The organism is Candidatus Rhabdochlamydia oedothoracis (assembly GCF_019453995.1).
Taxonomy (GTDB): domain Bacteria; phylum Chlamydiota; class Chlamydiia; order Chlamydiales; family Rhabdochlamydiaceae; genus Rhabdochlamydia; species Rhabdochlamydia oedothoracis.
In genome coordinates this window covers 840,122-864,163 of the sequence record NZ_CP075587.1, presented here as the reverse complement: position 1 = coordinate 864,163, position 24,042 = coordinate 840,122, and the positions used below count along the sequence as shown (strand labels likewise).

General features: G+C 36.6%; 24 protein-coding genes and 7 pseudogenes. 13 read left to right on the top strand and 18 right to left on the bottom strand.

Features of this window, described 5'->3' with window-relative positions; genetic code table 11:
* The first annotated feature begins 66 nt into the window (after positions 1–66).
* The gene (locus RHABOEDO_RS04845) at positions 67–1,077 is read left to right on the top strand and encodes a 3-deoxy-7-phosphoheptulonate synthase (protein ID WP_215216957.1); all 1,011 of its coding nucleotides are present in this window, start codon (positions 67–69) and stop codon (positions 1,075–1,077) included.
* Here RHABOEDO_RS04845 and RHABOEDO_RS04840 read toward each other — a convergent pair.
* A complete protein-coding gene (locus RHABOEDO_RS04840; RefSeq protein WP_220017830.1) occupies positions 1,074–1,496 on the bottom strand; it encodes a hypothetical protein in 423 nt (140 codons plus the stop codon). The two genes, RHABOEDO_RS04845 and RHABOEDO_RS04840, sit on opposite strands and share 4 nt — an antisense overlap.
* Positions 1,497–1,543: 47 nt before the next feature.
* On the opposite strand from RHABOEDO_RS04840, the gene RHABOEDO_RS04835 reads away from it, so the two are divergent.
* Positions 1,544–2,050 carry an NUDIX hydrolase gene (locus tag RHABOEDO_RS04835; RefSeq protein ID WP_215216959.1) on the top strand — a complete coding sequence of 169 codons (507 nt, stop codon included), beginning with the start codon at positions 1,544–1,546 and terminating at the stop codon, positions 2,048–2,050.
* Here the strand turns inward: RHABOEDO_RS04835 and fumC are convergent.
* The 3 genes and pseudogenes from fumC to RHABOEDO_RS04820 all read right to left on the bottom strand — a co-directional run.
* A complete protein-coding gene (gene fumC, locus RHABOEDO_RS04830) occupies positions 2,047–3,420 on the bottom strand; it encodes a class II fumarate hydratase (protein WP_215216960.1) in 1,374 nt (457 codons plus the stop codon). The two genes, RHABOEDO_RS04835 and fumC, sit on opposite strands and share 4 nt — an antisense overlap.
* 144 nt (positions 3,421–3,564) lie before the next feature.
* Positions 3,565–3,723, bottom strand: coding sequence for a hypothetical protein (locus RHABOEDO_RS04825; RefSeq protein ID WP_215216961.1), 159 nt, complete (start codon positions 3,721–3,723; stop codon positions 3,565–3,567).
* Positions 3,724–4,036: 313 nt separating this feature from the next.
* Positions 4,037–4,192 (bottom strand): annotated as a pseudogene (locus RHABOEDO_RS04820) (transposase); the annotation flags it as partial.
* A gap of 48 nt (positions 4,193–4,240) precedes the next feature.
* On the opposite strand from RHABOEDO_RS04820, the gene RHABOEDO_RS04815 reads away from it, so the two are divergent.
* Positions 4,241–4,771, top strand: a complete 531-nt coding sequence (locus RHABOEDO_RS04815) for an IS630 family transposase (RefSeq protein WP_220017829.1) — start codon at positions 4,241–4,243, stop codon at positions 4,769–4,771.
* Between the two features lie 289 nt (positions 4,772–5,060).
* Here RHABOEDO_RS04815 and RHABOEDO_RS04810 read toward each other — a convergent pair whose 3' ends face one another.
* Positions 5,061–6,518 carry an IS630 transposase-related protein gene (locus RHABOEDO_RS04810; RefSeq protein WP_220017828.1) on the bottom strand — a complete coding sequence of 486 codons (1,458 nt, stop codon included), beginning with the start codon at positions 6,516–6,518 and terminating at the stop codon, positions 5,061–5,063.
* Positions 6,519–6,795: 277 nt separating this feature from the next.
* On the opposite strand from RHABOEDO_RS04810, the gene RHABOEDO_RS04805 reads away from it, so the two are divergent.
* Together RHABOEDO_RS04805 and RHABOEDO_RS04800 are read left to right on the top strand one after the other, a co-directional pair.
* On the top strand, positions 6,796–7,236 hold the full coding sequence (locus RHABOEDO_RS04805) for an IS110 family transposase (RefSeq protein WP_220017738.1): 441 nt from the start codon (positions 6,796–6,798) through the stop codon (positions 7,234–7,236).
* Positions 7,229–7,822 carry an IS110 family RNA-guided transposase gene (locus RHABOEDO_RS04800; RefSeq protein ID WP_220017797.1) on the top strand — a complete coding sequence of 198 codons (594 nt, stop codon included), beginning with the start codon at positions 7,229–7,231 and terminating at the stop codon, positions 7,820–7,822. Before RHABOEDO_RS04805 ends, RHABOEDO_RS04800 begins: the two co-directional genes overlap by 8 nt.
* A gap of 355 nt (positions 7,823–8,177) precedes the next feature.
* Here the strand turns inward: RHABOEDO_RS04800 and RHABOEDO_RS04795 are convergent, their stop codons facing one another.
* A complete protein-coding gene (locus tag RHABOEDO_RS04795; protein WP_220017827.1) occupies positions 8,178–9,179 on the bottom strand; it encodes an IS630 family transposase in 1,002 nt (333 codons plus the stop codon).
* Positions 9,180–9,345: 166 nt separating this feature from the next.
* Here RHABOEDO_RS04795 and RHABOEDO_RS11725 point away from each other — a divergent pair.
* From RHABOEDO_RS11725 to RHABOEDO_RS04785, 4 genes and pseudogenes are all read left to right on the top strand, one after another.
* Positions 9,346–9,447: pseudogene (locus RHABOEDO_RS11725) on the top strand (IS481 family transposase); the annotation flags it as partial.
* Positions 9,448–9,465: 18 nt separating this feature from the next.
* Positions 9,466–9,624: pseudogene (locus RHABOEDO_RS04790) on the top strand (transposase); the annotation flags it as partial.
* Positions 9,625–9,637: 13 nt separating this feature from the next.
* A pseudogene (locus tag RHABOEDO_RS11100) lies at positions 9,638–9,850 on the top strand (IS630 transposase-related protein); the annotation flags it as partial.
* Entirely contained in the window at positions 9,833–10,165 is a 333-nt protein-coding gene (locus tag RHABOEDO_RS04785; RefSeq protein ID WP_256439908.1) for a transposase, read from the top strand. The pseudogene RHABOEDO_RS11100 and the gene RHABOEDO_RS04785, both read left to right, overlap by 18 nt.
* A 51-nt stretch (positions 10,166–10,216) precedes the next feature.
* On the opposite strand, the pseudogene RHABOEDO_RS10775 reads toward RHABOEDO_RS04785, so the two are convergent.
* The 9 genes and pseudogenes from RHABOEDO_RS10775 to RHABOEDO_RS04740 all read right to left on the bottom strand — a co-directional run.
* Positions 10,217–10,820: pseudogene (locus RHABOEDO_RS10775) on the bottom strand (helix-turn-helix domain-containing protein); the annotation flags it as partial.
* Between the two features lie 8 nt (positions 10,821–10,828).
* Positions 10,829–11,239: a hypothetical protein gene (locus RHABOEDO_RS04775; RefSeq protein ID WP_215217077.1), complete on the bottom strand. Its 411-nt coding sequence runs from the start codon at positions 11,237–11,239 to the stop codon at positions 10,829–10,831.
* Between the two features lie 90 nt (positions 11,240–11,329).
* Entirely contained in the window at positions 11,330–11,752 is a 423-nt protein-coding gene (locus RHABOEDO_RS04770) for an ATP synthase subunit C (RefSeq protein ID WP_215217076.1), read from the bottom strand.
* Positions 11,753–11,760: 8 nt separating this feature from the next.
* A complete protein-coding gene (locus tag RHABOEDO_RS04765; RefSeq protein ID WP_215217075.1) occupies positions 11,761–13,680 on the bottom strand; it encodes a V-type ATP synthase subunit I domain-containing protein in 1,920 nt (639 codons plus the stop codon).
* Positions 13,677–14,294: a V-type ATP synthase subunit D gene (locus RHABOEDO_RS04760; protein ID WP_215217074.1), complete on the bottom strand. Its 618-nt coding sequence runs from the start codon at positions 14,292–14,294 to the stop codon at positions 13,677–13,679. Before RHABOEDO_RS04760 ends, RHABOEDO_RS04765 begins: the two co-directional genes overlap by 4 nt.
* 11 nt (positions 14,295–14,305) lie before the next feature.
* A complete protein-coding gene (locus RHABOEDO_RS04755; RefSeq protein WP_215217073.1) occupies positions 14,306–15,613 on the bottom strand; it encodes a V-type ATP synthase subunit B in 1,308 nt (435 codons plus the stop codon).
* The gene (locus tag RHABOEDO_RS04750; protein ID WP_215217072.1) at positions 15,610–17,400 is read right to left on the bottom strand and encodes a V-type ATP synthase subunit A; all 1,791 of its coding nucleotides are present in this window, start codon (positions 17,398–17,400) and stop codon (positions 15,610–15,612) included. Before RHABOEDO_RS04750 ends, RHABOEDO_RS04755 begins: the two co-directional genes overlap by 4 nt.
* Positions 17,401–17,406: 6 nt before the next feature.
* A complete protein-coding gene (locus tag RHABOEDO_RS04745) occupies positions 17,407–18,180 on the bottom strand; it encodes a DUF2764 family protein (protein ID WP_220017826.1) in 774 nt (257 codons plus the stop codon).
* A 13-nt stretch (positions 18,181–18,193) separates the two neighbouring features.
* Positions 18,194–18,823 carry a V-type ATP synthase subunit E gene (locus RHABOEDO_RS04740; protein ID WP_215217071.1) on the bottom strand — a complete coding sequence of 210 codons (630 nt, stop codon included), beginning with the start codon at positions 18,821–18,823 and terminating at the stop codon, positions 18,194–18,196.
* Between the two features lie 230 nt (positions 18,824–19,053).
* Here RHABOEDO_RS04740 and RHABOEDO_RS04735 point away from each other — a divergent pair, with 230 nt between their 5' ends.
* Both RHABOEDO_RS04735 and RHABOEDO_RS04730 read left to right on the top strand, forming a co-directional pair.
* On the top strand, positions 19,054–19,287 hold the full coding sequence (locus RHABOEDO_RS04735; RefSeq protein ID WP_215217070.1) for a hypothetical protein: 234 nt from the start codon (positions 19,054–19,056) through the stop codon (positions 19,285–19,287).
* Positions 19,288–19,473: a hypothetical protein gene (locus tag RHABOEDO_RS04730; RefSeq protein WP_215217069.1), complete on the top strand. Its 186-nt coding sequence runs from the start codon at positions 19,288–19,290 to the stop codon at positions 19,471–19,473. It abuts the gene before it with no gap.
* Here RHABOEDO_RS04730 and RHABOEDO_RS04725 read toward each other — a convergent pair.
* Positions 19,470–20,025 (bottom strand): annotated as a pseudogene (locus RHABOEDO_RS04725) (IS5 family transposase); the annotation flags it as partial. The gene RHABOEDO_RS04730 and the pseudogene RHABOEDO_RS04725 sit on opposite strands and share 4 nt — an antisense overlap.
* 101 nt (positions 20,026–20,126) lie before the next feature.
* Here RHABOEDO_RS04725 and RHABOEDO_RS04720 point away from each other — a divergent pair.
* Together RHABOEDO_RS04720 and RHABOEDO_RS04715 are read left to right on the top strand one after the other, a co-directional pair.
* Positions 20,127–20,351: a hypothetical protein gene (locus RHABOEDO_RS04720; RefSeq protein WP_220017825.1), complete on the top strand. Its 225-nt coding sequence runs from the start codon at positions 20,127–20,129 to the stop codon at positions 20,349–20,351.
* The gene (locus tag RHABOEDO_RS04715; protein WP_215216393.1) at positions 20,308–20,823 is read left to right on the top strand and encodes a transposase; all 516 of its coding nucleotides are present in this window, start codon (positions 20,308–20,310) and stop codon (positions 20,821–20,823) included. Before RHABOEDO_RS04720 ends, RHABOEDO_RS04715 begins: the two co-directional genes overlap by 44 nt.
* A 19-nt stretch (positions 20,824–20,842) precedes the next feature.
* On the opposite strand, the pseudogene RHABOEDO_RS04710 reads toward RHABOEDO_RS04715, so the two are convergent.
* Positions 20,843–20,977: pseudogene (locus tag RHABOEDO_RS04710) on the bottom strand (IS5/IS1182 family transposase); the annotation flags it as partial.
* 98 nt (positions 20,978–21,075) lie between these two features.
* The gene (locus RHABOEDO_RS04705; RefSeq protein WP_215217529.1) at positions 21,076–23,955 is read right to left on the bottom strand and encodes a hypothetical protein; all 2,880 of its coding nucleotides are present in this window, start codon (positions 23,953–23,955) and stop codon (positions 21,076–21,078) included.
* Between the last annotated feature and the right edge of the window lie 87 nt (positions 23,956–24,042).

The following is a 24,042-nucleotide window of genomic DNA, read 5'->3' as shown; positions in this document are numbered from 1 at the left end:
TTAGCAGTTGCACGTTTTTTGTACATATGCTAGGTTGAAACCAATGTTTTTCCGATCTAGAACTTTATGAAGCAAATACAAATACTCTCTCCTGCTATTTTAAAAAAGCAATGCCCTCCTTCCAAATCCGCACAAGATTTTCTTATGCAATCCAAAAAAAAGGCAAATGCGATTGCAGCAGCAGAAGATCCTAGCAAAGTATTTTTTATCGGTCCCTGTTCTATTCACGATATCGACTCAGCTATTGCTTATGCCGAATGCTTTAAAAAAATTTGTACTACTTTGAGTAACCGCTGTTTTCTAGTCATGCGCGTTCATCTGCAAAAACCTCGTACAATTACAGGTTGGAAGGGTTTAATGTACGACCCTTACTTAGATGGAAGTAACGATATTCAAACGGGGTTACTCTGGTCTCGCAGGCTTCTAACCACTCTTGCTGAAATGCATGTTCCTTGCGCAACGGAGTGGCTTGATCCTCTTTCATCTTGCTTTTTAAGCGATTTAATCACTTGGGGATTCATTGGTGCTCGTACCTCTAGTTCTCAAGTACACCGCGAATTAGCCTCTAGCCTTTATTTCCCTGTAGGCTTTAAAAATCACACAGATGGTTCTTTAGAAGACGCCATTCATGGAGTTTTATCTGCTAAAGAAAAGCACACTTTTATGAGCATCAACCAAGAAGGGATTGCATGTGCCTTTCAATCTGTGGGAAATCCTCATACACACCTTGTTTTAAGAGGCTCTTATCAAGGAATTAATTATGATTCCAAGTCAATCAAAACAGCTTTGAAAAAATTAGCTGCCCTTAATTTACCCCAGCGTATTATCATTGACTGTGCGCATGATAACTGTGAAAAACAATTCCAAAAACAAAAAAATGTCTTTGAATCTGTCTTAGAGCAAATTTCGAACGGTAGGCATGAAATTTTAGGATTGATGATAGAGAGTCATCTAAAAGAAGGCAACCAAATTCTAGAACCGGATAAGCTAGAGTTTGGTCTTTCCATTACAGATCCTTGCTTAAATTGGGAAGAGACCGCTGAGTTGATTTCCCAAGCTAACTGTGTGATGTGCTAATCTTCAATCTTGATTAAATTTACCCAAAATTGATGTTTACATTCCTTATAGATACATCCATCTTCTGTGAGAATAGCCGCTTTATAGGTTAGAATTCCTCCTTTTTCCTCATATTCACTATCAAACAATTTATAATATGCATAATTGAGCTTATGTGTAATGGGAAAACAAATTCTCTGCTCTGTATGATCCCAGAAAATCACATCTAATACGGCAACAGGGTTTAAAGCTAAGATTTCACTAGGTACACACCACTGAACAACTAGCATTTGTCCAATAAAAGGAGCTTCTTGTCTTGGATCAGGGGTTCCTACATGCGTACTAGCCAAATAACGCTCATCTACCCATTTTTGCATAACAGATACATAATAAGGCCCACAAGAACATAAACTCAGCAAAACAAAAAACCACATTCCCATTTGTAACATAATCTTCTATACTTAAATCCTAATAGATGAGGTTATCGATGGCAAAGCATTTAAAGCAAGCGGTCTCTGGAATTATCTTTTGCTCTGAGAGGCAAAAAGTTCTTCTAATCAAAAGAAGAGACATTCCTGTTTGGGTTCTTCCAGGAGGAGGTGTAGAAGAACAAGAGACTCCCGAAGAAGCTGTGGTAAGAGAGGTGTATGAAGAAACAGGCTTAAGCGTACAGATTGTGCGCAAAGTAGCTGAGTACTCACCAGTAAACAAGCTCACTCAATTGACACATCTATTTGAATGCTCGATTGTACAAGGGAATCTACAAACAGGCAGTGAAACTAAAGAAATTGGATTTTTTCTATCCTCCAAGCCTAATCTATTACCCCCCCCTTATTTAAGCTGGATTCAAGATGCTTCATCCCATCAAAAATGTGTTATCCAAAAAAAAGTTGAAGGGGTCTCTTATCTTGTTTTATGCAAATTTTTATGCCTGCATCCGATTTTAGTTACTCGTTATCTACTGACCAAAATAGGCATTCATATTAACACCTAAACCATCTTGTTAGGATTAACAGCAGCATCAAACTGTGCTTCTGTTAAAAAGCCCAGCTGCATTGCAGCTTCTTTAAGAGAGATATTTTCTCGATGGGCTTTAGAGACAACTTTTGCTGCTCTGTCATAACCAATGACAGAATTTAAAGCAGTAGCCAACATCAGCGAGGTCTCTAAGTAATAGGCAATGCGAGCTTTATTGGGTTGTATGCCGCTTAAACACTTATCCTGGAAATTACGAACTACATCAGACAGCAGTTGAATGGATTGGAGCAGATTATAAATCATAACAGGTTTAAAGACATTTAGCTCAAAATTTCCCTGTGAACCTGCAAAGGTAATGGTTGTGTCATTCCCAAATACTTGCGTGGCTACCATGGTCATTGCTTCACATTGAGTAGGATTTACCTTACCTGGCATAATCGAAGAGCCTGGTTCATTTTCTGGTAAAATCAGCTCAGCAAGACCACATCTCGGACCTGATCCAAGCCAACGAATGTCGTTTGCAATTTTCATTAAAGAACAGCTTAGTCTTTTTAAAGCTCCACTCATCTCAACGATCGCATCATTTGCGGCCAAGGCTTCAAATTTATTAACAGCTGAAACAAATACAACTTGGGTTTGCTGACTAATCACCTCAGCTACTTGTTTAGCGTAATCAGGATGAGTGTTAAGCCCTGTTCCCACAGCGCTGCCTCCAAGAGCTAGCTCTGAAAGAGGGTTTAAGGCATTTTCAATAGCAGAAATTCCCTGTTTTATCTGCGTAGCATATCCAGAAAATTCCTGTCCTAAACTTAAAGGAGCAGCATCCATAAGATGCGTGCGACCAACCTTAATAATCTTTTCAAACTCTTTTGCTTTCTGCTCTAAAGCACGATAAAATCTCTGCAGGCTAGGAAGCAAATTTTGACAAATAGCAAGTTTTGCTGCAATATGCATAGCACTAGGAAAAACGTCATTTGAAGATTGGGATTGATTTACATCATCATTAGGATGAACCGGCTCTTTACTCCCCTTTTTTCCACCTAGTTTCACATTGGCGCGATTGGCGATCACTTCATTGACATTCATGTTCGTCTGTGTACCAGAACCTGTCTGCCAAATGACTAAAGGGAATTGATCATCCAAATCTCCTTTCAAGATTTCTTTGCACACACTAACAATTGCTTTAGCTTTCTGAGGATCCAATACACCTAATTTTTGATTTACCTTAGCAGCAGAAAGCTTCACTATAGTTATTGCACGAATCAAAGACATAGGCATCTTCTCTATTCCAATAGCAAAATTGGCTAAAGAGCGTTGTGTTTGCGCTCCCCAATAACAATCCTCTGGAACTTCGACCTCTCCTAAAGAATCTCTCTCTTTGCGCATATACCTATCTCTTAAATTCCTAGACCTTCCTTGTATCTTAAGATCTGTAATTTAGGCAAACTGAAATGTATGTAACTCCAAAAGAGAGTTTAAAGAATTTTTAGAAACTAGATTTTTTTTAATCAGTAAATATGTGTTTCTATCCTACATTTCTAGACCTACAGCGCGATTTTTTTGAATTAATCCATACATTCGAGCAGCTATTTCTCCAAATAATAAAATAATTTTTTTTCGAAGCTCATTGAGATTAGTGATAACTTCTCGAATAGTGTATGAAAGCGATTCATCGTAAAAATAGACCATACCTATTCCTTCCATGACTTGGAAAATTCATCTTAAAGTAGGGTTTGCCACTTCCCTACTCAGCTGATTTAAGTAAAGTACTTTTTCGTACTTTTAGTTGGTCTCTTAATTGGCCAATATGATAAATTATTAAACATAAATTCATTATTATAATCAGAGCTGCTTGATCTTGCTACCTTTTTTTAGGTGTTTAAAATCTTTTCAGTAAGGTATAATGATAGTTTTCATAAAACCTTTGGAGGTAATTATGACCCGCTCTTATCCAAGCGATATTTCTCGTAAACAATTTAGCAAAATCCATCTAAGATCCTGTTTAAAATCTTTTCAAAAGTAGAGCAATAAAAGCAAGAACCACCATATTCAGGCTTGTATGTAGTTTTCTTTCGCAATTTTTCCATAGCCTGCGACATTTTTCTATCCACGCAAAAGAACGCTCTACAACCCATCTTTTGGGAATAACTTTAAAAGATGGCTTTAAAGGAGACCTTAAACCCTGATGAAGAGATCTATTTCATAGATGCTGTGCATCCAACATCAGTCCCAAGCCGTATGTGGATGGATCAAAAAAGGCGTTCAAAAGACTTTGCAGACATCCGGGAAACAATTGCAATTGCATTTTGCTGGAGCTCTTTGCCTGACAGGAATGAAGATTTTTACAGAGGAATATAAGACAGTTGATGCCGATATAATGCTCGATTTTTTCAAGAAGCTAGAAAAACAGACAGAGGCTCGAATTATTCATGTAATTTTGGATAATGCGAGATCAAACAAAAATAAGAAACTAGAAGAGTTTCTGATGTCTTCTAGGATTAAAGTGCACTATCTCCCTCCTTATTCGCCGAATTTGAATCCTATTGAACGCTTGTGGAAGATCTTAAAGGAAAAGACGGTATACAATCGATATTACGAAACGTCGGTGACTTTTTTTCAGGCAATTAGAGGATTCTTCTTAGAAGAGATACCGAAAATAACAGATATTTTGAAATGTAGGATAAACGACAAGTTTCAAGTCGTTCTGGGAAAAAAGCTCTTCTTAAGAGAGACATAGAATACGAAGTAATTCTTATAGATGCATCAGAATAAACTTTTGTAATGGCAAAAAACATGATTTTAGACTGTTTAAAGAGAGTAGGGTGCGGTGGACAGATCAACGTTGTGGTATGACCGACAGTGGTTATACAGGTATAAAATGGATAGCTTATTTGAATATATAGAAGTGTTTTACAACAAAAAGAGGTTTGTTTTATAGAAAGTCCTTTTCATTTTCTAGTTTCGAAAGAGCTCTTTGATAGACCGGATCCATTCGCGCAATGTGCTATAAGGAACTTTAAACCGTTTTACAGCTTCTTTTTTTTCAAACCATTATTAACTGCATCTACAACTTTTTGCTTAAATTCTTGATCATATATTTTGGTTTTCCTGTTTAGATCAGTATTTAATTCATCTAAATTTAATTCATCTAAATTTAATTCATCTAAATTTAATTCATCTAAATTTAATTCATCTAAATTTAATTCATCTAAATTTAATTCATCTAAATTTAATTCATCTAAATTTAATTCATCTAAATTTAGATCAGACTTTACATGCTGGGTCCAGCGGTCCAATGTGCTATAAGGAACTTTAAACCGTTTTACAGCTTCTTTTTTTTTCAAACCATTATTAACTGCATCTACAACTTTTTGCTTAAATTCTTGATTATATATTTTGGTTTTCCTGTTTAGATCAGACTTTATATGCTGAGTCCATTCGCACAATATTCTATAAGGAACTTTAAACCGTTTTACAGCTTCTTTTTTTTTCAAACCATTATTAACTGCATCTACAACTTTTTGCTTAAATTCTTGATCATATATTTTGTTTTTCCTGTTTAGATCAGACTTTATATGCTGGGTCCATTCGCACAATGTTCTATAAGGAACTTTAAACCGTTTTACAGCTTCTTTTTTTTTCAAACCATTATTAACTGCATCTACAACTTTTTGCTTAAATTCTTGATCATATATTTTGTTTTTCCTGTTTAGATCAGACTTTATATGCTGGGTCCATTCGCACAATGTTCTATAAGGAACTTTAAACCGTTTTACAGCTTCTTTTTTTTTCAAACCATTATTAACTGCATCTACAACTTTTTGCTTAAATTCTTGATCATATATTTTGGTTTTCCTGTTTAGATCAGACTTTACATGCTGGGTCCAGCGCTCCAATGTTCTAAAAGAAACTTTAAACCGTTTTACAGCTTCTTTTTTTTTCAAACCATTATTAACTGCATCTACAACTTTTTGCTTAAATTCTTGATCATATATTTTGGTTTTCCTGTTTAGATCAGTATTTAATTCATCTAAATTTAATTCATCTAAATTTAGATCAGACTTTACATGCTGGGTCCAGCGGTCCAATGTGCTATAAGGAACTTTAAACCGTTTTACAGCTTCTTTTTTTTTCAAACCATTATTAACTGCATCTACAACTTTTTGCTTAAATTCTTGATTATATATTTTGGTTTTCCTGTTTAGATCAGACTTTATATGCTGAGTCCATTCGCACAATATTCTATAAGGAACTTTAAACCGTTTTACAGCTTCTTTTTTTTTCAAACCATTATTAACTGCATCTACAACTTTTTGCTTAAATTCTTGATCATATATTTTGGTTTTCCTGTTTAGATCAGTATTTAATTCATCTAAATCTAGATCAGTCTTTTGTGTTGTTTCTGGGCTTGGGTAGACTTTTATTTCTGATCCTAAAAGAAAAGGCAAAGAACGTAATGGATAGGATGCTAAAGGAAGAGACATAGTTAAAAATCACTTTTTAAATTAAGAATAACCACATATGTTTTTAATGTAAATGTTTTAATATCTTAATATACTTCTCGTAGTTGTAGTCTGTAAAAATTACAATTTTCCTACAAAATATTTCAGAAACAGCTGAAACGGTGAATTATACATGCCATAATTGCACACAAAGAAGGGGTTGCTCCTTAAACGGAGTAGGTTAAACTCTCCAATATAAACGAGATTTTTTCAAATCTCAAAACCGCTCATTAAAGAGCAAAAAAATGAGGAGCAACCCATGAAGCATTATATTGGATTAGATGTATCAATGAAAAGAACTTTTATCTGTGTATTAAATGAACAAGGTAAGATTGTCCATGAAGGTTCAGAAAAAACAGATCCTGATTTACTAGCAGATGATTTTTCCAAAAGAGATTTTCAAGAAATCGTTGTTGGCTTTGAAAGTGGATGTTTATCTCATTACCTAGTCACAGGATTTAGAAAAAGAGCTATAGATCCCCTATGTATGGATGCAAGGAAGCTGAGTACGATTCTTGCTTTGAAAATAAATAAGACAGACAAAAATGATGCACGAGGAATCGCAGAAGCCCTTCGATCAGGTATGTATACACGAGTACACTGTAAGCCCCAAGATTCAGTAGAAAAAAGCATTTTGTTAGTTTCCAGAAGAGCGCTAATTAAACAGCAAACGCAGAAATACTGTAAGGGGCTTGCTTAAAAGTTACGGAATACGATTGGGATCTGTGGGATCCAAAAGATTTTCGTCTGTGGTTGTAAAGCAGATAGAAAAACAGGAAAAAAGTATTGTTCTGAGCATAACCTCTCTATTAAATACCTTTGATAAGGTAGTTGAGGAAGTAGAAAAACTGGATAAAGAAATGCTTAAGCTGGTCAGTCAAGATAAAGAAGTACAACGGCTTATGACAATCCCTGGCGTAGGACCTGTAACAGCATTAACCTATAAAACAGAAATTTTTGATCCCACTCGTTTTAACGATTCTAAATCAGTAGGAGCCTATCTTGGTATGACGCCTAAACAGTATGCCTCCGGAGAGGTGCAAAGACAGGGAAGAATTTCAAAATGTGGATCCAGTGAACTTAGATCTCTATTAGTTGAAGCCGGAATAGTAATGCTGACACGAAGTAAGAAATGGAGCAAGCTAAAAGCTTGGGGATTAAAAATCATGAGAAAAAAAGGAATGAAGAAAGCCGCCTTAGCAGTAGGTAGAAAGTTATCCGTAATTATGCATAAGATGCTGATTGAACAAAAAGAATTTATTTACGGTGAGCCAAAGGCAGCTTAAAAACGCATTTTTTTAGAAATAAAAACATTAGGAAAAGTGACTAAAATTTTTTGCAGGAGAAAACCGAAGAAATAGGTAAAGACGACAAATGAGTTGGCTCTTAGAAGCCGTAATATACATTGTCTTGCCCATTTCATTTCGGATAGCATAATGGAGCGAAGAATCTAAAATAGTTTTCTTCAAAAAGACTCCGCAGAGAACCCTGGACTTATCTCCCGCATTAAACTTTGCTGTCCTAAGATCTTAAAAAACGCCTTTTATTTTGCAAGCAAAATATCGGCTCGGAGAGCTTATGAAGAATTAAGAGAATTTATATTCCCCTTGTGTGCAATTAGAGAACTCGTTTGTTTTTAAATTAAGATTTAACTAAGCAAAATTTCCTAGATAAAAGAGGTTGCAGTTCTTCCCGATATTTAGGAATATTTTCAAAAAAAGCACAAATTGCCTTCTTAAAATCTAAGAATTTTTCATAATATCGATTATTGCGAACTTTTTTATTCATGAATCGCCAAAGGCGTTCAATCAGATTGAGATCGGGAGAATAAGGAGGCAAGAATTTGATTTCTACTCTGGATGTTTTTAGGTAATTTGCAACGATTTTTGACCTATAGTAGGCAGCGTTATCGCATATAACCACGATTCTTTGTGCAAAAGGATACTTTTCTTCCCATTTTTTAAACAAATCAAGAGTAGATTGCGCATTGATAGAGTCGGAAGAAAGAGTTGTAACTTCTAAGCGCTTTACATCTAAGGCTCCATTGATATTGATACGTTTACGTCCTGTATTTGTTAGCAATATAGCCTTAGATCCTTTTTCATACCATCCATAAGAGGGTTTGGAATTGTGTTGAAGATGAACCCCATCTAAATAAAGCAGTTGATCTGTTTGAGCGAGTTCTTTTTCTAGATTTTGCAATTCTTGTGAAAAAAGCTCTTTAGCTTCCTCATTCACTTTTCCAGGAATCAGCTGCAATAAAGAAACCATAGCTGATGGTGTATAACATATTCCAAAGTGGTCTTTGGCAAAATTGACAACTTGTTTAGCTGAACTGGGAGCTTCTTCTTTTACATAGATTTTTAGTTGTTTAAGTTGGCCTTGATTGAGCCGGCATGCCTTTCCTGCATAGTTCAAATTCAGCAATGCTTCTTTGCCACCTTCTAAATAAGTTTTATAGTAACGCCTTATCGTATCCTCATCTAGGAGTAAAGCATGTGCTACTTGTGGGTATGTCCACCCTTCATCTAACAATAAAATAGATTTGATTCTATCGCATAGCCTTTTATCCCGTTCATGGCGATGACGAGCCTTGAGGATGTCTTTTTGGTTTCTTGTTAAAAAGTTCGCTTCAGGTTGCATAGATGTAAGATTTATAACTCAATCAATGAGAAAAATTCAATGAATTTAGTTTTTGAAAAGTCTTTTTTCTAATGCATTTCAGTATACTGATAACTTTCAAAAAATCGAGCTCAATCCACTCCAGACTTCAACTTTCTAGAGTATATAGTGGTTCCGATTCAATCATAAGAGCATAGCCAAATTAGCAGATGAGTTGAGTCTCAACCCTAAAACTGTTCTTAAGTGGAGGAAGAGAGGGTTTCAGCACGATGCTCCTATGGGGCAAAAAGATTCATTCCACTATCCTAATACTTTTACAGTTATTCCCAAAAGATGGGTTGTAGAGCGTTCTTTTGCGTGGATAGAAAAATGTCGCAGGCTATGGAAAAATTGCGAAAGAAAACTACATACAAGCCTGAATATGGTGGTTCTTGCTTTTATTGCTCTACTTTTGAAAAGATTTTAAACAGGCTCTAAAATATTTAAAAAGATGTGGTTCTCTTTTAGCGGTGGCTCAGGCTTTTGGAGTTTCTCCTCGTTCTCTTCTAAATTGGAAAAAGTTAGAAAAGCAAGGCGATTTAGCTCCCAAGTTGAAGCAAAGATCACCAAGTAAACTCCATAATGAAAAGTTAAAATATTATATTCAAGAACATGCTGATGCTTATCTTAGAGAAATAGCAGAGGCATTTATTATAGCTCCTTTTTGTTATACAGGGACATGCAATACTGATTTATTTAATACATGGTTAGAGAAAATGCTCCTTCTTGAACTTAAAGCCGATCAAGTTATCATCATGGACAATGCAAGTTTTCATAATTCACAGCTGAGTTTAGAAATGATCAAGAAGGCTGGTTGCGAAGTCTTATTTTTACCCCCTTATTCCCCAGATTTAAATCCAATTGAAATATTTTGGGCTAACTTTAAGAGAAAAGTACAATCAACTCTTAACACATTTTCTACTCTTTCAGAAGCTATTGATCAAGCAATTTTAGAAAAATGTGCTTAAAAGAAAAAATAAATTTAAACCACTATAACAACGTTGATCTGTCCACCGCACCCTACTCTCTTTAAACAGTCTAAAATCATGTTTTTTGCCATTACAAAAGTTTATTCTGACAACTTTTTTCGTTTTCTTATCTACGACTATTTTGATCGTATGCTTTTTCTTTTTTCCGGATTAAAAATGCTTCTGTCTATTATTGCGATTTTTTATCCTCTTTTTATCTTTGTCTTTTTTTGGGGACGCTCTATAGGTGTTTCTGATGCATCTATCAAGAATTACTTCGTATTCCATGTCTCTCTTAAGAATAGCTTTTTTCCCAGGCTGTGAAAACTTCTTGCTTTTAATCCATGTGTCTTCTACCCATCTGCAGGCTCGATAACATGCGCTTTGTCTCAGACCGTAACTAAAACCTGTGTGAAAATACGTTCGATATTCTCTCAAATATTCTAAAGTCTTTAAAAGCTTGTCTTCTAGGCTTAAGTAAGCCTTTTCTCCCAGCTTTTCTATATCTTTTGTTTTGCTCTTCTAATAAAATGAAGACCTTTTCTTCAAAAGTTTTTCGTTTCACTCCTGTCTGTCTTCTCAATTGCTCGGGTGAGAGTGATTGAAGTTCTAAGTAATTTTTCCTTTCCCTCCATTTAAGAAGGAAGTATAGCAAAAACCTAATTACGCAAGAAGTCTAATATCTTGTTTTATATTTTCGTCATTTCCAAGGTTGCAATCTTGCAGTTTGTAAAAGTCGGGTTTTCCGCCTCGATCTTTAATAAGCATAGCTGCAGTTGCTGCATTACATCCTCTTGTAGCTTGTTGTTGAATAATAGCTTTACAAGCTTGAGTAAAGTCTATGTATACCTCCTCTTTTCCTCCATAGTCATTAAAGCGTTTTCCAAATGGTTTTCTTCCGACTACGGGATGAACTTGAAGAATTTCTTCATCGTTAAAGATATTGCACGTACCATGAACAGCTTTTGCCCTTATCGGCTTTCCTTCAGCATCTCTAATCACCTCTATTGTATCTGATCGACCTATAGGAGGATACCTTCTGGTGGGCAAGCTTTTAGCTACCTGCTCATCCATTACTGGAAATGCTTTTGATAATTCTTTAAACGTGAGGCACCTATAATTTTAGCCATAATTATCCCTATTTAAAGATAAACCCTGAGGGTCTTAAATCAGTAAAAGAGCAAAGACAAACGCAAATAAGGAAAATGATTCGATAATCCCTAATGCTGCAAAGCACTTCCCAATAATCGCTGGTTGTTTAGCCGAAGCTTGAATACCGGATGCTGCGCATAACCCTTGGTAGATAGAAGAAAAAAGAAAAGCCACTCCAACGGATACACCAATACCAATACCAGAAAGAGGGGATAATTCTCCTGAGACAATTTTAGCTTTCATAAGCAACATTAGAACAAATCCGTAAATTGCTTGAGAAGAAGCCACAGCGGACATACCAATAAATTGCCCATGGTTTTCTTCTACGCGGCTCATAACAGCGTGAGAGGCCATACCGCCAATTCCACAACCAATTGCACTTCCAGCACAGCCTAATCCTAAAACTAGTGCAGGTCCTACCATACTATAATCCATAAGTCTCCTTAATTTTCTTTCGATTTCAAATAGGTTAGAGGTTTAAATAAGCGTCCTCCTCCATCAAAGCAATAGTGGTACCATTCAATAAAATTGAGACGAAGCCCATGAATAACACCTGCCATTAGCCCAAGGAGAATATTTATACTATGTCCTCCTAAAATAGGTATAAATCCAAATAGCCCAGCACTTTTTCCCAATTGATTAAATGTAGCTGCCATAATACTTCCAGCAAGTGCTAAGGCATATAGGCGCAAATAGGAAAGCACATCAGCAAACACTTCTAGAAGTTGTGTAAGGTGCTTGAAACCTTTTAAACGGTTTTGAATGAGCGCTAATGCAACAGCTATAATGATCCCACTAAAAATCAACTGCAGGCCAATTTCTGCTCCTTGGGTTTTACTTACTAGGTTTAAAAAATGTAAAATAGTAGTAGCATTCAAGATAGAGGGAAAATACAAATAACCGCCTATCATAAAAAGAACCCAGCCAACTCCTGCCCAATTACGGAAGAAATACCGCATTAGGGAGCAAGAAATATGTACAATTCCCAATAGGATAGAAAAATCTAGCAGAATATTCCTAGAAAAATCATCCGATATAGCATAGCTTGTTTTACCGTCTTTGTACTCAACCGCTTTTTCAATGACCTCTTGTCCATTAACAGCGCTTCTTATTTGAGGAAACTTCTCATTTAATTCCTTTTGTACATCATCGTTTTGCTGCAAGTGGTAATCTGCCTTTTTTACCACAAGTGTTTGAAGCGGAGAAATTCGCATAATCCAGTCGCTGGGTTTAAGCTCTAACCCAAAGAAAGAAGCTGTACACACACCCCATAAAACACAACCTGTTGCCAAAATAGTAGCTAATTTTAAAAATCTTCTTTTCTGCCCTTTAAGATTAGGGAATTTAAACCAACAAAAACCCGCTAGGGCAAGATAGAGCAAACCATAACCTCCATCCGCAACAATGATAGAAAAAAAGAGCACAAAAAACCAGAATACCCAGGTAGAAGGATCTTTATCCGTGTGAGCTGGAATATCGTACACACGCACAAGATCTTCACCAATTCGAGCAATGCCTTTATTTTCCATATAAGTAGGAACTATTTCTCCTTCTTCTACAGCAATAGACTCACAGTGAATGGCCATATCATGGACTAAAGAATATAAGATACGCACCTTATTTTGAGGAATCCAAGCTTCCACACAAAAAATAGAGTTTTCTAAAGGATATTGAACAGTATTTTTCGCTTGTTCTAAGTGATAGGTATTCAGATGTGTAATCAACGCTTCTTGCAGAAAAGATTGAAAACAGACGGATTCTTTGAGCTCTCTTTCTATTTTCTGTAAGGACTGCTTAGTCTCTTCTAGCTCTTCTTTTAAAACGCCTACTGATTTATCCACGCGCATCTCAATCATATGAGGATAGTTAACAGGAGCTGCGTGAATAGCCATAAAATAATCTAGGTCATATTCGGTACTCAGATAAATCAAACCTTCATCTGGTGGATTCTCTTCTCTTTTGAGCGTTTTCATGCAAAAAAACTGGATGACTTTTTTTGCTTCCGTTTCAATGTATGCAATATCCTCTTTAGAAAAATCCCCTAATGGAGACACTCTTGCGATTTCCAATCCGATAATCCGTATCTGTTCTGATAAGCGCTCTATCTCTTTCTTTAAATAAATAATATAGAGAGCAATCTCTTCTGCGGATTGTTCTGGGTCTTTTGATTTATCTGTAGGATTGAGTTTACGCAATATGCGGATTGCATCGATAAAACACCGCATTTCTTTAGCGACTGCGCTAGGCGTTTTATTTTTTCCCGGGATAAACTCTAATACCCCTTGCTGCTGTGCCTTTTTAAAGAAGGATTCAAGATCTTCCTGTACTCCTAGAATGAGATATTTTTTCATGGGAATAATCATAAATTAACCTCAAGAGAGCGTTGATAGATCTTCTTCTTTGCTATCTTAGCTTGAGATACCGCTGCTAATTGCTGATCGCTTAAAAATATCTTAATTTTTCTAATATTGCCTCTAGCACGTGGGATTAAAATCTTCTCAAAAAGATTCACGCGAATGGAAACTTCTTTTAACTCTCTTTCAAGAACTTGTTTTTTTTGTTTAGCTATCTGTACTCTTTCCCTGGCAACAATCAAATCTCTGATATCACTTAATACGGATTCAAACCAAAGAGGTGTATCAAATAAGGAGTATTGCGTTTTTTCAAAATCTATTTTCCCTAGTTTAGGAACATTAATCCCTGCAATATTGTCATAAAGGACTTCTCTATTTTCAATCTGGGTTGCATTTACTAATCGATCAAAGCTCGGATCGGTGAGTAACTGCGCATATTTTCGCGCTCTTTCCTGCTTAACACCTAGATGAGAAACGAATCGATCTATTTCTAAAGCAGCATGACTCACTTCTAATTGCAGCATCGATTTTTTCATCTGCAGAGTCGGTAAATATTTTCGTAACTGTTCTAGTTTGAGTTGCTGTATACGCAACTCCATTTTGGTAAGTTTTATTTCTGCCACAACACCAATTCTTATATTTTATTTTTAGGCCAGTACTTATCAATCAATGTTTGTTTTATCCCCACTTCGTGTTGATCAAAACACTCAGAGAGAGTTTGCCATAACAGATTAAGAGCTTTCTCTAAAGGAAGGTTCGATTCTAAACTCATCATCCGCTCTTCAAACAATTGCGCAAAAGCAATCAATTTCCTATGCCATGCCGAAAGAGGGAAACCCATACTCTGTTGCTCTCTGGCTTTTTTAGCATCTGCATATAAACGAATCGAGGCATTAGCAATAGAGCCGTGATCTTCACGGGTTACTTTCTCAATTACGTTTTGCTTTAAGCGCGATAAAGAACCAAAAGGATCGATTCTGCCTCCATGTAGGTAAAACTGTCCTTCTGTGATATATCCTGTATTATCGGGAATCGGATGTGTCACATCTCCGCCTGGCATAGTTGTCACAGAAATAATCGTAATCGAACCACTGCCTTCTATATCCACTGCCTTCTCATAACGAGAGGCAAGATCAGAATATAAAGAACCAGGATATCCTCTTGTAGAAGGAACTTGATCCATAGTAATCATGATCTCCTTAATCGCATCAGCAAAAGCCGTCATATCTGTTAAGAGCACCAAAACATTTTTATCTTGCATAGCAAAGCGCTCTGCGCAAGCAAGGACCATATCCGGAACTAAAAGACATTCCACTGCAGGATCGGTTGCCTGGTGAATAAACATCACTGTTTTATCTAAAGACCCAGAGGTTTCTGCATTATCGATAAACGCTTGGTAGTCATCAAAACGCAATCCCATTCCACCAATAATGACAACATCTGCATCTGTTTGATTAGCAATGCGCATCAATAAAGCGTTATAAGGTTCACCTGCAACAGAAAAAATAGGAATCTTTTGCGATTTAACCAGACAATTAAACACATCGATCATAGGAATATTAGTCCGTACAAGCTCATGAGGAACAATTCGTCTTACGGGATTAAAGGAAGCCGTTCCTATCTCTATTTCATCTCCTACAACTACTGGACCTTTATCAATCGGTTCGCCTGAACCGTTTAATCTTCGTCCTAAAAGAGCATCGCTACAAACAGCCTGCATTTGCCTGCCTAAAAAAGTGACTCGACTATTTGTCGCAATTCCACGGGTATTTTCAAAACACTGCAAGGTTACAAGGTCGTTTTCAATTCTTAGTACAGAAGCATATAGGCTACGGCCATCCTGCTTTTGAATACGCGCTAATTCTCCAAGGCCAACTCCTTCTGCCTTAACAGTGATTAAGTTACCTCGCATATCAACAATCTTGTCATACACCTTTTTCACTGGACTGTTCCTTTATGTTCTTGTGCGGTTTGAATCTTTTTTTCTATTCGGTCAAATGCTTGCCGATAACGATCTGATTCAAAAGGCATAAAATTCATATTCTTGAGCTCATTTTGAAAATCGAGGAAAAAAGATCTGGCATCGTCATGCGATGAAAAATAAAATGGCGTATTAAATATTTTATCGATTAAAATAAATAGGGGAATCTGCCTATCTAAAGGGCAATACGCATCCTCTTTATCAAAAGCATTTTGTTGTAGATAACAAAATTCATATAATTCTGATTTAAGAAAGATCAACATATCATCCATTGACACCCCTTCTTCTCCTACTACTTCCATACGTTTTCCGATTTCATCTCCATCACGCAAGAATCGAGCAGCTCTTTTTACCATATTTCCCCAACCAGGAACTATTTTTTGGAACTCTACACTTACCTTTTCAATATATTTGCTCCAGGAAATTAAAGGATCAATAGCTGGGTATCTACGTGCATCAGAGCGCTCCCTAGAAAGTCCATGAAAAGCTCCAACAGCAGTAAGCGTTGCTTGCGTTACGGGCTCTTCAAAGTTACCCCCTGCTGGCGACACGGTTCCCCCAATTGTTAAAGTACCCGTTCTATCTTGAGAGAGTGCAACCACTCCTGATCGCTCGTAAAAAGCAACAATGCGAGAAGCTAGATAAGCAGGAAAAGCCTCTTCTCCTGGAATCTCTTCCAAACGCCCTGACATCTCCCGCATCGCTTGTGCCCATCTGGAAGTAGAATCAGCTAAGAGCAAAACATTCAGTCCCATTTGACGATAATATTCAGCGATTGTTGCTCCTGTATAAATAGAAGCTTCTCGCGCAGCAACAGGCATCGAAGATGTATTGCAAATAATCACCGTACGACTCATTAAAGACTCATTTGTATGAAAATCGGTCATATAGGGAAATGTGCGCAATAATTCCACCACTTCTCCCGCGCGTTCTCCACAGGCGACAATCACTACAATATCTACGGAGGAATACTTAGAAAGATGGTGTTGCATAACCGTTTTACCTGCACCAAATGGGCCAGGGGAACAAAAGGTTCCTCCTTTTAGCACAGGAAATTGCGTATCTAAAATACGTAGGCCTGTACTCATCATTTGACTGGGTTTAATTTTCTCCCCTTCAAATAGAGGCACTTTAATCGGCCATTTTTGAGACATGGTAAAAGAGAGTTCTTTTCCTTGATCATCAACACCACGAGCTACTACTGTGTCAATAGTGTAAGCACCTGGTTGAATCACCCATTCAATGGTGTAATGATCGAAGTATACAAAAGGCACCATAATCTGATGATGAAACCGACCTTCCATAGTAAACCCTAGAGAATCTCCCCGATGCACTCTATCCCCTATGTTCACAGTAGGTTGAAAATTCCAGCGACAATTTTTATCTAAGGGAGGAAGATAGACTCCACGATTTAAAAAAAAGCCTGCAGCATCAGCTACTTTCTCTAAGGGATTTTGCAATCCATCGAAGATAGAGGTTAAAAGCCCAGGACCTAATTCAGCCTCTAGTAAGTGAGAGGAAAATTTTACTGGGCAACCAAACGATATATCCCTAGTATCCTCAAAAACTTGAATTTTAGCAGCATTTCCTATGATCTCAATCACTTCAGCTTTTAGCGGGTGTCCCTTATTTAATTGGATCATGACTACTTCCCCTTGTTGAATATTCCCTTGGTATTCGACATGAAGTAGATTTCCAAAGACTTTTTTTACCAGGCCAATAGCTTCTTGTTTCATCATAGAATTCATCCTTATTTATCCGGTTTGAAATGTATTAAGAATTTTTTCCCCTTCTCTTTTATTCAAATTGTAAAGAGATTCTACTAATATAAATTGCGCTACATAACAGAGAATACGATCCATAGAAAATAAACTTTTGCTCGCCAGGTCTGCAATAGTTGCAAACTGGTATTCTGTAAGGGCTCGATATTGTTCCCAAGGGTCTTTGTAATAGGTAAAAAAGATCTCTTTCAAACGTGCATATTCAAGAGGAGGCGTATATCTTTCTAAATCCTTTTGCAATAAAATGCTTGTTACAAAAGGATCTAAGGGATCTTCAAATTGAAGCTCTTGTAGAAGATCTTTTTTAGTTTGGATAGCTCTTAGACTCAGTAAAACCAATCTAGATTCTCTTTCAAAGGTCAAATAACTTTTTAAAAAACCCCTTTGTTTAGCAATTTCTTCTGCAAAAAACTGCGTAAATAATCCCCATAAATTTTTTAATTTTATTGCATTGTTTTCAAATTGATCCAGAAAATCAAAGACATATTGAGGTAAATCGCTTTTTAGAAGTAGCGCTTCGTCTAATTCTTTTTCTGAAAAGTTCCCATGCGGATCAATAGGCTTTCCTAAAAGCAGATTCCTAATATTTGATAGATCCACAGCTAAGCGCAATACTTTGATTTTCTCTAAATCTTTGCGGCTTAAATTTACCTGTAATAAACCGATTAGCTCTTCAAAAGATAGCTCTGTGGGATTATCCAAAGAAAGAGGAGGCAAAAAAGGCACTAAAAAAACATATCGACTCATTAAAAAATCCCTTTTAAATAGACTGTTTTTTAAAGATTACTTCATGAAAATCTCTACGGCTATATCGCTCTATAAGCTCTTCTAAGGAAGCATCTGTAATTTCTATGGAAATGTTTTTATCATGTAATTTTAACTCCATTCCACCATGAATAGATGATCCAATCAAAACAGATTTTTCCTGTAATTTTTTCAAAGTATTTTGTAAAAGAAGCGCGTTTATCTCTCGAGCAGGAACCGCTTCTGGAATATAGACGCTTAAATCCGATTCAATACCCTCTTTTTCAATAGCTCCTATAACCGCATTAATCAGTCGAGATAAAACTTCTGGCTTATTCATCTCACTTTTAAGCAGATGTAATAATTCCTTGTGAAATATATTATCTTTGATTTCTTGCTTTAAAGCTTCGATGACTTGTTTGCTTGTCTGAGATAGAGAAGATTCAAAAATAGCCCTTTCCTTTTGAATTTGCTCTTTAGCATTGACAAGCAGTTGCTTTTGTTTTAAGTGGGCTTGCGCAATAATTTCTTGAGCCTGTAGACTGGCTTGTTCCAGTATTTCTTCAGCCTGCTTTTGGGAGGGCTCTAACGTTTCTTTACGCAGCACATCGCAGATCTTTTTTACTTTATCTTTTCCTGTTTCCATTATCAAAAACCTTGTGTTTTGCAGAACAATTTGACACTTCAAAGAACCAAACGATGCATAAAGCGCACCCAGGTGCTATTATTTATACTTGAACAAATGATAAATCAGCTATAAGTTATTGACTTTAAGATGATATTTTTCATTCATCTGACTAATTAAAAAATTAAAGTTTACAAGAAACCCTTCTGTTTGTGATAAAATTAGCTATCTTTATTTAGAGGAACAAATTCATGAAAAAAGCAATTTGCGCACTTTTGTCCATTACTACAATTATAAGTAGTCCTTTATACTCTGATAAGTGTTTAGATGTATACCAACAAGAGATAAATGAAGTTTGGGAAACAGGAGCTGCAGTAGAAGATAGTAACTTTACAGCTATTTCCACCAGTATGATTGGTTGGGGAATTGGTTTAGCCATAGGAATTGTAGTTTTAGCTTGTGTAATCCATCAAAGTAGAAAGTAAGTGATCTATGCCCTACCAGGATTTTTAGGCCTACTGTCGGATTGGTCGGTCTTAAAAAAAGAGATTTCCTCTGTAATTGCTATTGATCCCTATCAAATTGCTCAACCAGAGCAAGGTTTACATAAATGGGCTCAAGAGTTTAATAAAATGCTGCCGAAAAAACCCATTCTCTTAGAGCCTGTTTAAAATCTTTTCAAAAGTAGAGCAATAAAAGCAAGAACCACCATATTCAGGCTTGTATGTAGTTTTCTTTCGCAATTTTTCCATAGCCTGCGACATTTTTCTATCCACGCAAAAGAACGCTCTACAACCCATCTTTTGGGAATAACTGTAAAAGTATGAAGTGTATTTCTTTCTAATATCTCCTGCACACTCTTTGCAAATTTTTCTCCAGAATATCCTCCATCTGCTAAAACATTTTTTACACCGAACAAATGGTTTTTATGTAGTGAAAATGCTTCTATACACCCATTTCTGTCAGTGATATTAGCGGTGGTAATGTGAATCGCATGAGGAAGCCCTTGGCTATCGACTGCTATATGTCTTTTTATTCCTGATATTTTTTTCCCTGCATCATATCCTTATCTTCTCCGCTGTATCAGTATTTTTAACCCTTTGAGCATCAATAATTACAAAGCTTGTTTTCTCTTTCCGACCTCGCCAATCAATTTTTTTTAAAACTATTTCAAGAATACTCTTAGAATTTTTATCATCTTTTTTATTCCAAAGAGGGAAATAATAATAATAACATAATTCCCATTAATGAACCTATCTTGAATTGAATATAAATTTTCGCTATGATACCAGATCTTTTTATTTTTTAACTAAAGACAGATGACATGAGCAAGCAAGGATTAAATGAAGAACAGTTTAAAATACTCGAACCTCAAATGGAAAAATGGGTAAATCGTAACCATTATGGAAGAAAATTAGCGCCTGGATTTTTAGATCAATTTTTAGAAGAGCTGCTTAAGCTTGCCGAACAGCTGGGGTGTATTGATGCCCAGAGACTCTCTGTAGATGGTTTTTTTTTCCAGCGGACGCGGAGGAGGAGAGCAAGTTGATTATGGCTACAAAGGTAAAGGCGTGACATCGCATTTACTGGTAGAAAAATCAGGAAAGCCTCTTGCAATCACTTTTACATCAGCATCCGGGGATGAGAAAAAACAAGTGATCCCTCTGCTTAGGAAAGTCATTCCCTTCATTAAAAAAGCATGGAATCAGGGAAAAGTACCCATACTTGAAGCAGATAAAGGTTATGACTCAGAGCAAACACGTATCGATGTTCTTTCCCATGAGGTTTTTCCTCTGATAGCTCGGAAAAGAAACACTAAGGGATATAAGATAAAAGGCATTTGCTACCTTGAAAAGCAACGTTGGGTCGTTGAGAGAACGATTTCTTGGTTAAAGACATGCTTCCGTCGTCTTACAGTGCGCTGGGAAAGAAAGGCAATATATTGGAACGGACTATTAATGTTTGGACTACTGGGATATTGGATGAATTTCTTAAGTCGGCAAGTATCTTTAAAACAGTAAATTTAATTCAAGATAGGTTCATGTACAAAATTCCACAAAAAATATCATATAGATCAACTCTTCGTGGACGTGTTTTTTTGCGTGTAGACTCAAGTATTAGATGGATTTTGCTAAATTGTTTACGAGAAATATCGCTTGGATAAGAGCGGGTCATAACTACCTCCAAAGGTTTTATGAAAACTATCATTATACCTTAATGAGAAGATTTTAAACAGGCTCTAAGATCGATTGAATAAAGCTTAAACAGAAACCTTAAGCAACTGCCCAAGTCCAGCGACCATTAGGAGCACTTCCATCTTTAGGAATCTTAGCGCATATCGTTACATCAAAAACAGCAGCTAGATGTTCTGCGCTTAAAAATCTAAAGCTTTTTTTTGCTTCAATTATAATGCTGTCTGTTTCTACTTGAGCAAGAATTGTGTGTTTCTCTCTGCCCTGAAGAATAGATAGATCCAAATGATCATGTTTAAATGTTTCTTGTAAGCCATTAAAAGGTTCTACAAAAATACCTTGCTGCATTTGAGCCATTGCTTGAAGAGTAACCTTTTCACTTATCCCACGACTTATTAAGTATTCAAAAATTCCTTCCGCATTGTATTTTGTTGTTCCAGGGTACCAGACTTGACCATTATAACAAGTCCCATCCACATACACTGTAGAACGTTTTAAATCTGAATCTATCTGATCAAATAAATAGCTTTGATCTTTTCCTTGGTAAGTCTCCCAGTTTTTTTGAACAATATCATTATCTACAATCAAATAAGACCTTCCTTGTAAAGCTCTGAGCACCTCTTGCATCTCTTGAAGTGTACACACATCTTCAATAAGAGGAACAGCACGCTGCTCTTTTTTACTCACTTCAAAACGTTCTGGCTTATATCCTTCTTTAAAACGTATTTCTTGCAAGCGTTGCCTATCTGCTACAGGAAGCGCTGCTAAAATTTCTGCTAAAGCAAGTCCTGGCTTCAAACGCTTTTCGATAACAGCCTTGCCTTTACTTTGAAGAGGAACAGGAATAAGATTAGTAATGGTTGCTTCAAGATCTTCATTTGTAACTTCTTTTTCGCTCATCTCTTGATGCAGGCGATCTTCGGCCATTGCGCGGTTTCCTCCTCGGTCAAAGAAGTTCTTACAGTTTGTGCAAAAGTACTTCACATTCGGCAAGCGGAACTTAAGATCATCCCCTTGTAAAATATAGAAGGCTAAGATAAATGCTTGCCATTCGCGATTAGGATAGTCTATTCCAGGTTGCGTTGGATCTTGTCCATCGAAAGAAATATCAGGACGTCCTTCAAATAAGGTTTGATGAACCTGATTGAGAAGTTGATCTATGACACCGCGATATTCTTCATCTTTCTCAAGGCAAGCTGGTAAGCGATTAGGGCTTGTATCACGCTTTTCATATTCAAAAGATGCTTTAATCTCTTCTTTCAAATCTGCAAATGTCGTAATTTTTGCGTAAGAGCCAATGCGATCAAAGAGATCGCCTTCCACAGCCTGAAAGACCACATGAAAATTTTTATGACTCTCTTGCAAGCGATAAAGGGTTTGTGATCGACTATCTTCGTTTTCTACTTTACCTAAATCATTTAGTCTTTGGTGTGATTGAATAAGGTAAGATTCTTTTCTCTCTGCTATCGCCCCCAACATTCCTTCGAACTCAGGAGCAATGGCTTCACCTGATTCGATGTAAGCTGAACCAAGCATTCTTGACATGGCTCCTAATGTAATCCAAGCTGGAGAACCCTCAACATGTGGTGTTGGATGACGCATGTAATAGAAGCTACGTTCCACTCCCTGATCATTTACGAAAACTTGCTTTCCTCGCAGGAATGGAATATCTGTCATTAAAAAATCTTCAAACCCAACAGCTCCATAAGCCATCCGACAGCTTCTCTGAGTTAAGGAAACTTTCATTGAAGCAGGAGCTTCGTTTACCTTCTCGTTTTTTGCTATTATGACCCGAGCGAAATTCTCTCTGGTTATAGCGGGGATCTCTTTTCTTTTAGGATGTAGTCGATCATACTCATCTTCATGAAGCTGAAGGAGACTGCGTAGAAGTCCATGGTTTTCAGAACGGAAACGAGCTTCACAAAGCGCGCGGGTAAGAGTAAGGCATTCTTTAAGATCTCCGTTCAGATTAGGGTCTTGTCGGATGCTTTGATATTGCTCTGTTGCAATTATCTCACGCAGTGAGGTGACATATTTTTCATATTGCTCTTTTGCATGAGTATAGATAAGACTTTTATCATTATAATAAGCAATAGGCTTTATTAAACAGAGTAAAGTACGGTAAAGAGCGCTAATCATTGGATTGTTTTGATGAGCCGGACCTTTAAGCCAATTTTCAATTACCCCAAGCCTTTCATTGACATTTATGTTAAAGTCATCCCAAAGAATGCGAATATACTCATTAAGAGCAGTGCGATAAGCTTGTCTTTCCAAGTTAACTCCGTAGGCTCCAATCATGTCACGGAGACGAATATTAGTAGATTTAATTACAAAGGATTCAATATTAGGTATCACTGTCCAACCACCACTAACTGATAAGCTATCTAATTTAGGTTCTATAGACAATGTCTGTATGGAGTTTAGCTGAGAAGGCATAGAATTTCTGCTTTCATGTTCATTATCAATCCCATTTTGATCTCTAAAACCAAGAGATGTATTAAAAAAGCTTCTTGTTTCAGATCTTTCAGATTCCTCTTGGTTTGTAACACTCGGCATACCGGAATCAGGAGATGGATTGAGATCATCAGGTTGAGATTCCCCCATCTTAAATCCATCAAGAACAGAAGGAATGAAAATTCCCATCGCCGCATAAATCGTGGCAATAACGGAATAGATCAAATTTTGCATGGCAGATTTATAGTGCCCTAAAACCATGTGCTCAAGATTCAAATGAATACAGTTTAAACATAAATTTTTACTTCCTAATGCGAGGTAATAAGGAGTATTAACAAGGGTTGCAAGCGCTATGCTGTGTACAGCTTGGGCCACAGCTCGGGCATGATCATTCAAGCCACCTTTTTGTTTGTGATCAGAAATCATCTGAACACTTGCTTTCAGCTGCTTATCTTCTTCTGAAATGTAATAAGTAGGTTTTAAAAAACTTTTTATAGACTGAATCATATTTTTTGAAATAAATTAGTTGTAATTTTCAATAATTATATCAAATATCGAATATAAATGATCTATTAAATAATTTTTATACCTTGA

Coding starts and splice junctions, on each gene's coding strand:
- RHABOEDO_RS04845 (WP_215216957.1), top strand. CDS start 67: ATGAAGCAAATACAAATACTCTCTCCTGCTATTTTAAAAAAGCAATGC.
- RHABOEDO_RS04840 (WP_220017830.1), bottom strand. CDS start 1,496: ATGGGAATGTGGTTTTTTGTTTTGCTGAGTTTATGTTCTTGTGGGCCT.
- RHABOEDO_RS04835 (WP_215216959.1), top strand. CDS start 1,544: ATGGCAAAGCATTTAAAGCAAGCGGTCTCTGGAATTATCTTTTGCTCT.
- fumC (WP_215216960.1), bottom strand. CDS start 3,420: ATGCGCAAAGAGAGAGATTCTTTAGGAGAGGTCGAAGTTCCAGAGGAT.
- RHABOEDO_RS04825 (WP_215216961.1), bottom strand. CDS start 3,723: ATGGTCTATTTTTACGATGAATCGCTTTCATACACTATTCGAGAAGTT.
- RHABOEDO_RS04815 (WP_220017829.1), top strand. CDS start 4,241: ATGCTGTGCATCCAACATCAGTCCCAAGCCGTATGTGGATGGATCAAA.
- RHABOEDO_RS04810 (WP_220017828.1), bottom strand. CDS start 6,518: ATGTCTCTTCCTTTAGCATCCTATCCATTACGTTCTTTGCCTTTTCTT.
- RHABOEDO_RS04805 (WP_220017738.1), top strand. CDS start 6,796: ATGAAGCATTATATTGGATTAGATGTATCAATGAAAAGAACTTTTATC.
- RHABOEDO_RS04795 (WP_220017827.1), bottom strand. CDS start 9,179: ATGCAACCTGAAGCGAACTTTTTAACAAGAAACCAAAAAGACATCCTC.
- RHABOEDO_RS04775 (WP_215217077.1), bottom strand. CDS start 11,239: ATGGATGAGCAGGTAGCTAAAAGCTTGCCCACCAGAAGGTATCCTCCT.
- RHABOEDO_RS04770 (WP_215217076.1), bottom strand. CDS start 11,752: ATGGATTATAGTATGGTAGGACCTGCACTAGTTTTAGGATTAGGCTGT.
- RHABOEDO_RS04765 (WP_215217075.1), bottom strand. CDS start 13,680: ATGATTATTCCCATGAAAAAATATCTCATTCTAGGAGTACAGGAAGAT.
- RHABOEDO_RS04750 (WP_215217072.1), bottom strand. CDS start 17,400: ATGAATTCTATGATGAAACAAGAAGCTATTGGCCTGGTAAAAAAAGTC.
- RHABOEDO_RS04745 (WP_220017826.1), bottom strand. CDS start 18,180: ATGAGTCGATATGTTTTTTTAGTGCCTTTTTTGCCTCCTCTTTCTTTG.
- RHABOEDO_RS04740 (WP_215217071.1), bottom strand. CDS start 18,823: ATGGAAACAGGAAAAGATAAAGTAAAAAAGATCTGCGATGTGCTGCGT.
- RHABOEDO_RS04735 (WP_215217070.1), top strand. CDS start 19,054: ATGAAAAAAGCAATTTGCGCACTTTTGTCCATTACTACAATTATAAGT.
- RHABOEDO_RS04720 (WP_220017825.1), top strand. CDS start 20,127: ATGAGCAAGCAAGGATTAAATGAAGAACAGTTTAAAATACTCGAACCT.
- RHABOEDO_RS04715 (WP_215216393.1), top strand. CDS start 20,308: ATGGTTTTTTTTTCCAGCGGACGCGGAGGAGGAGAGCAAGTTGATTAT.
- RHABOEDO_RS04705 (WP_215217529.1), bottom strand. CDS start 23,955: ATGATTCAGTCTATAAAAAGTTTTTTAAAACCTACTTATTACATTTCA.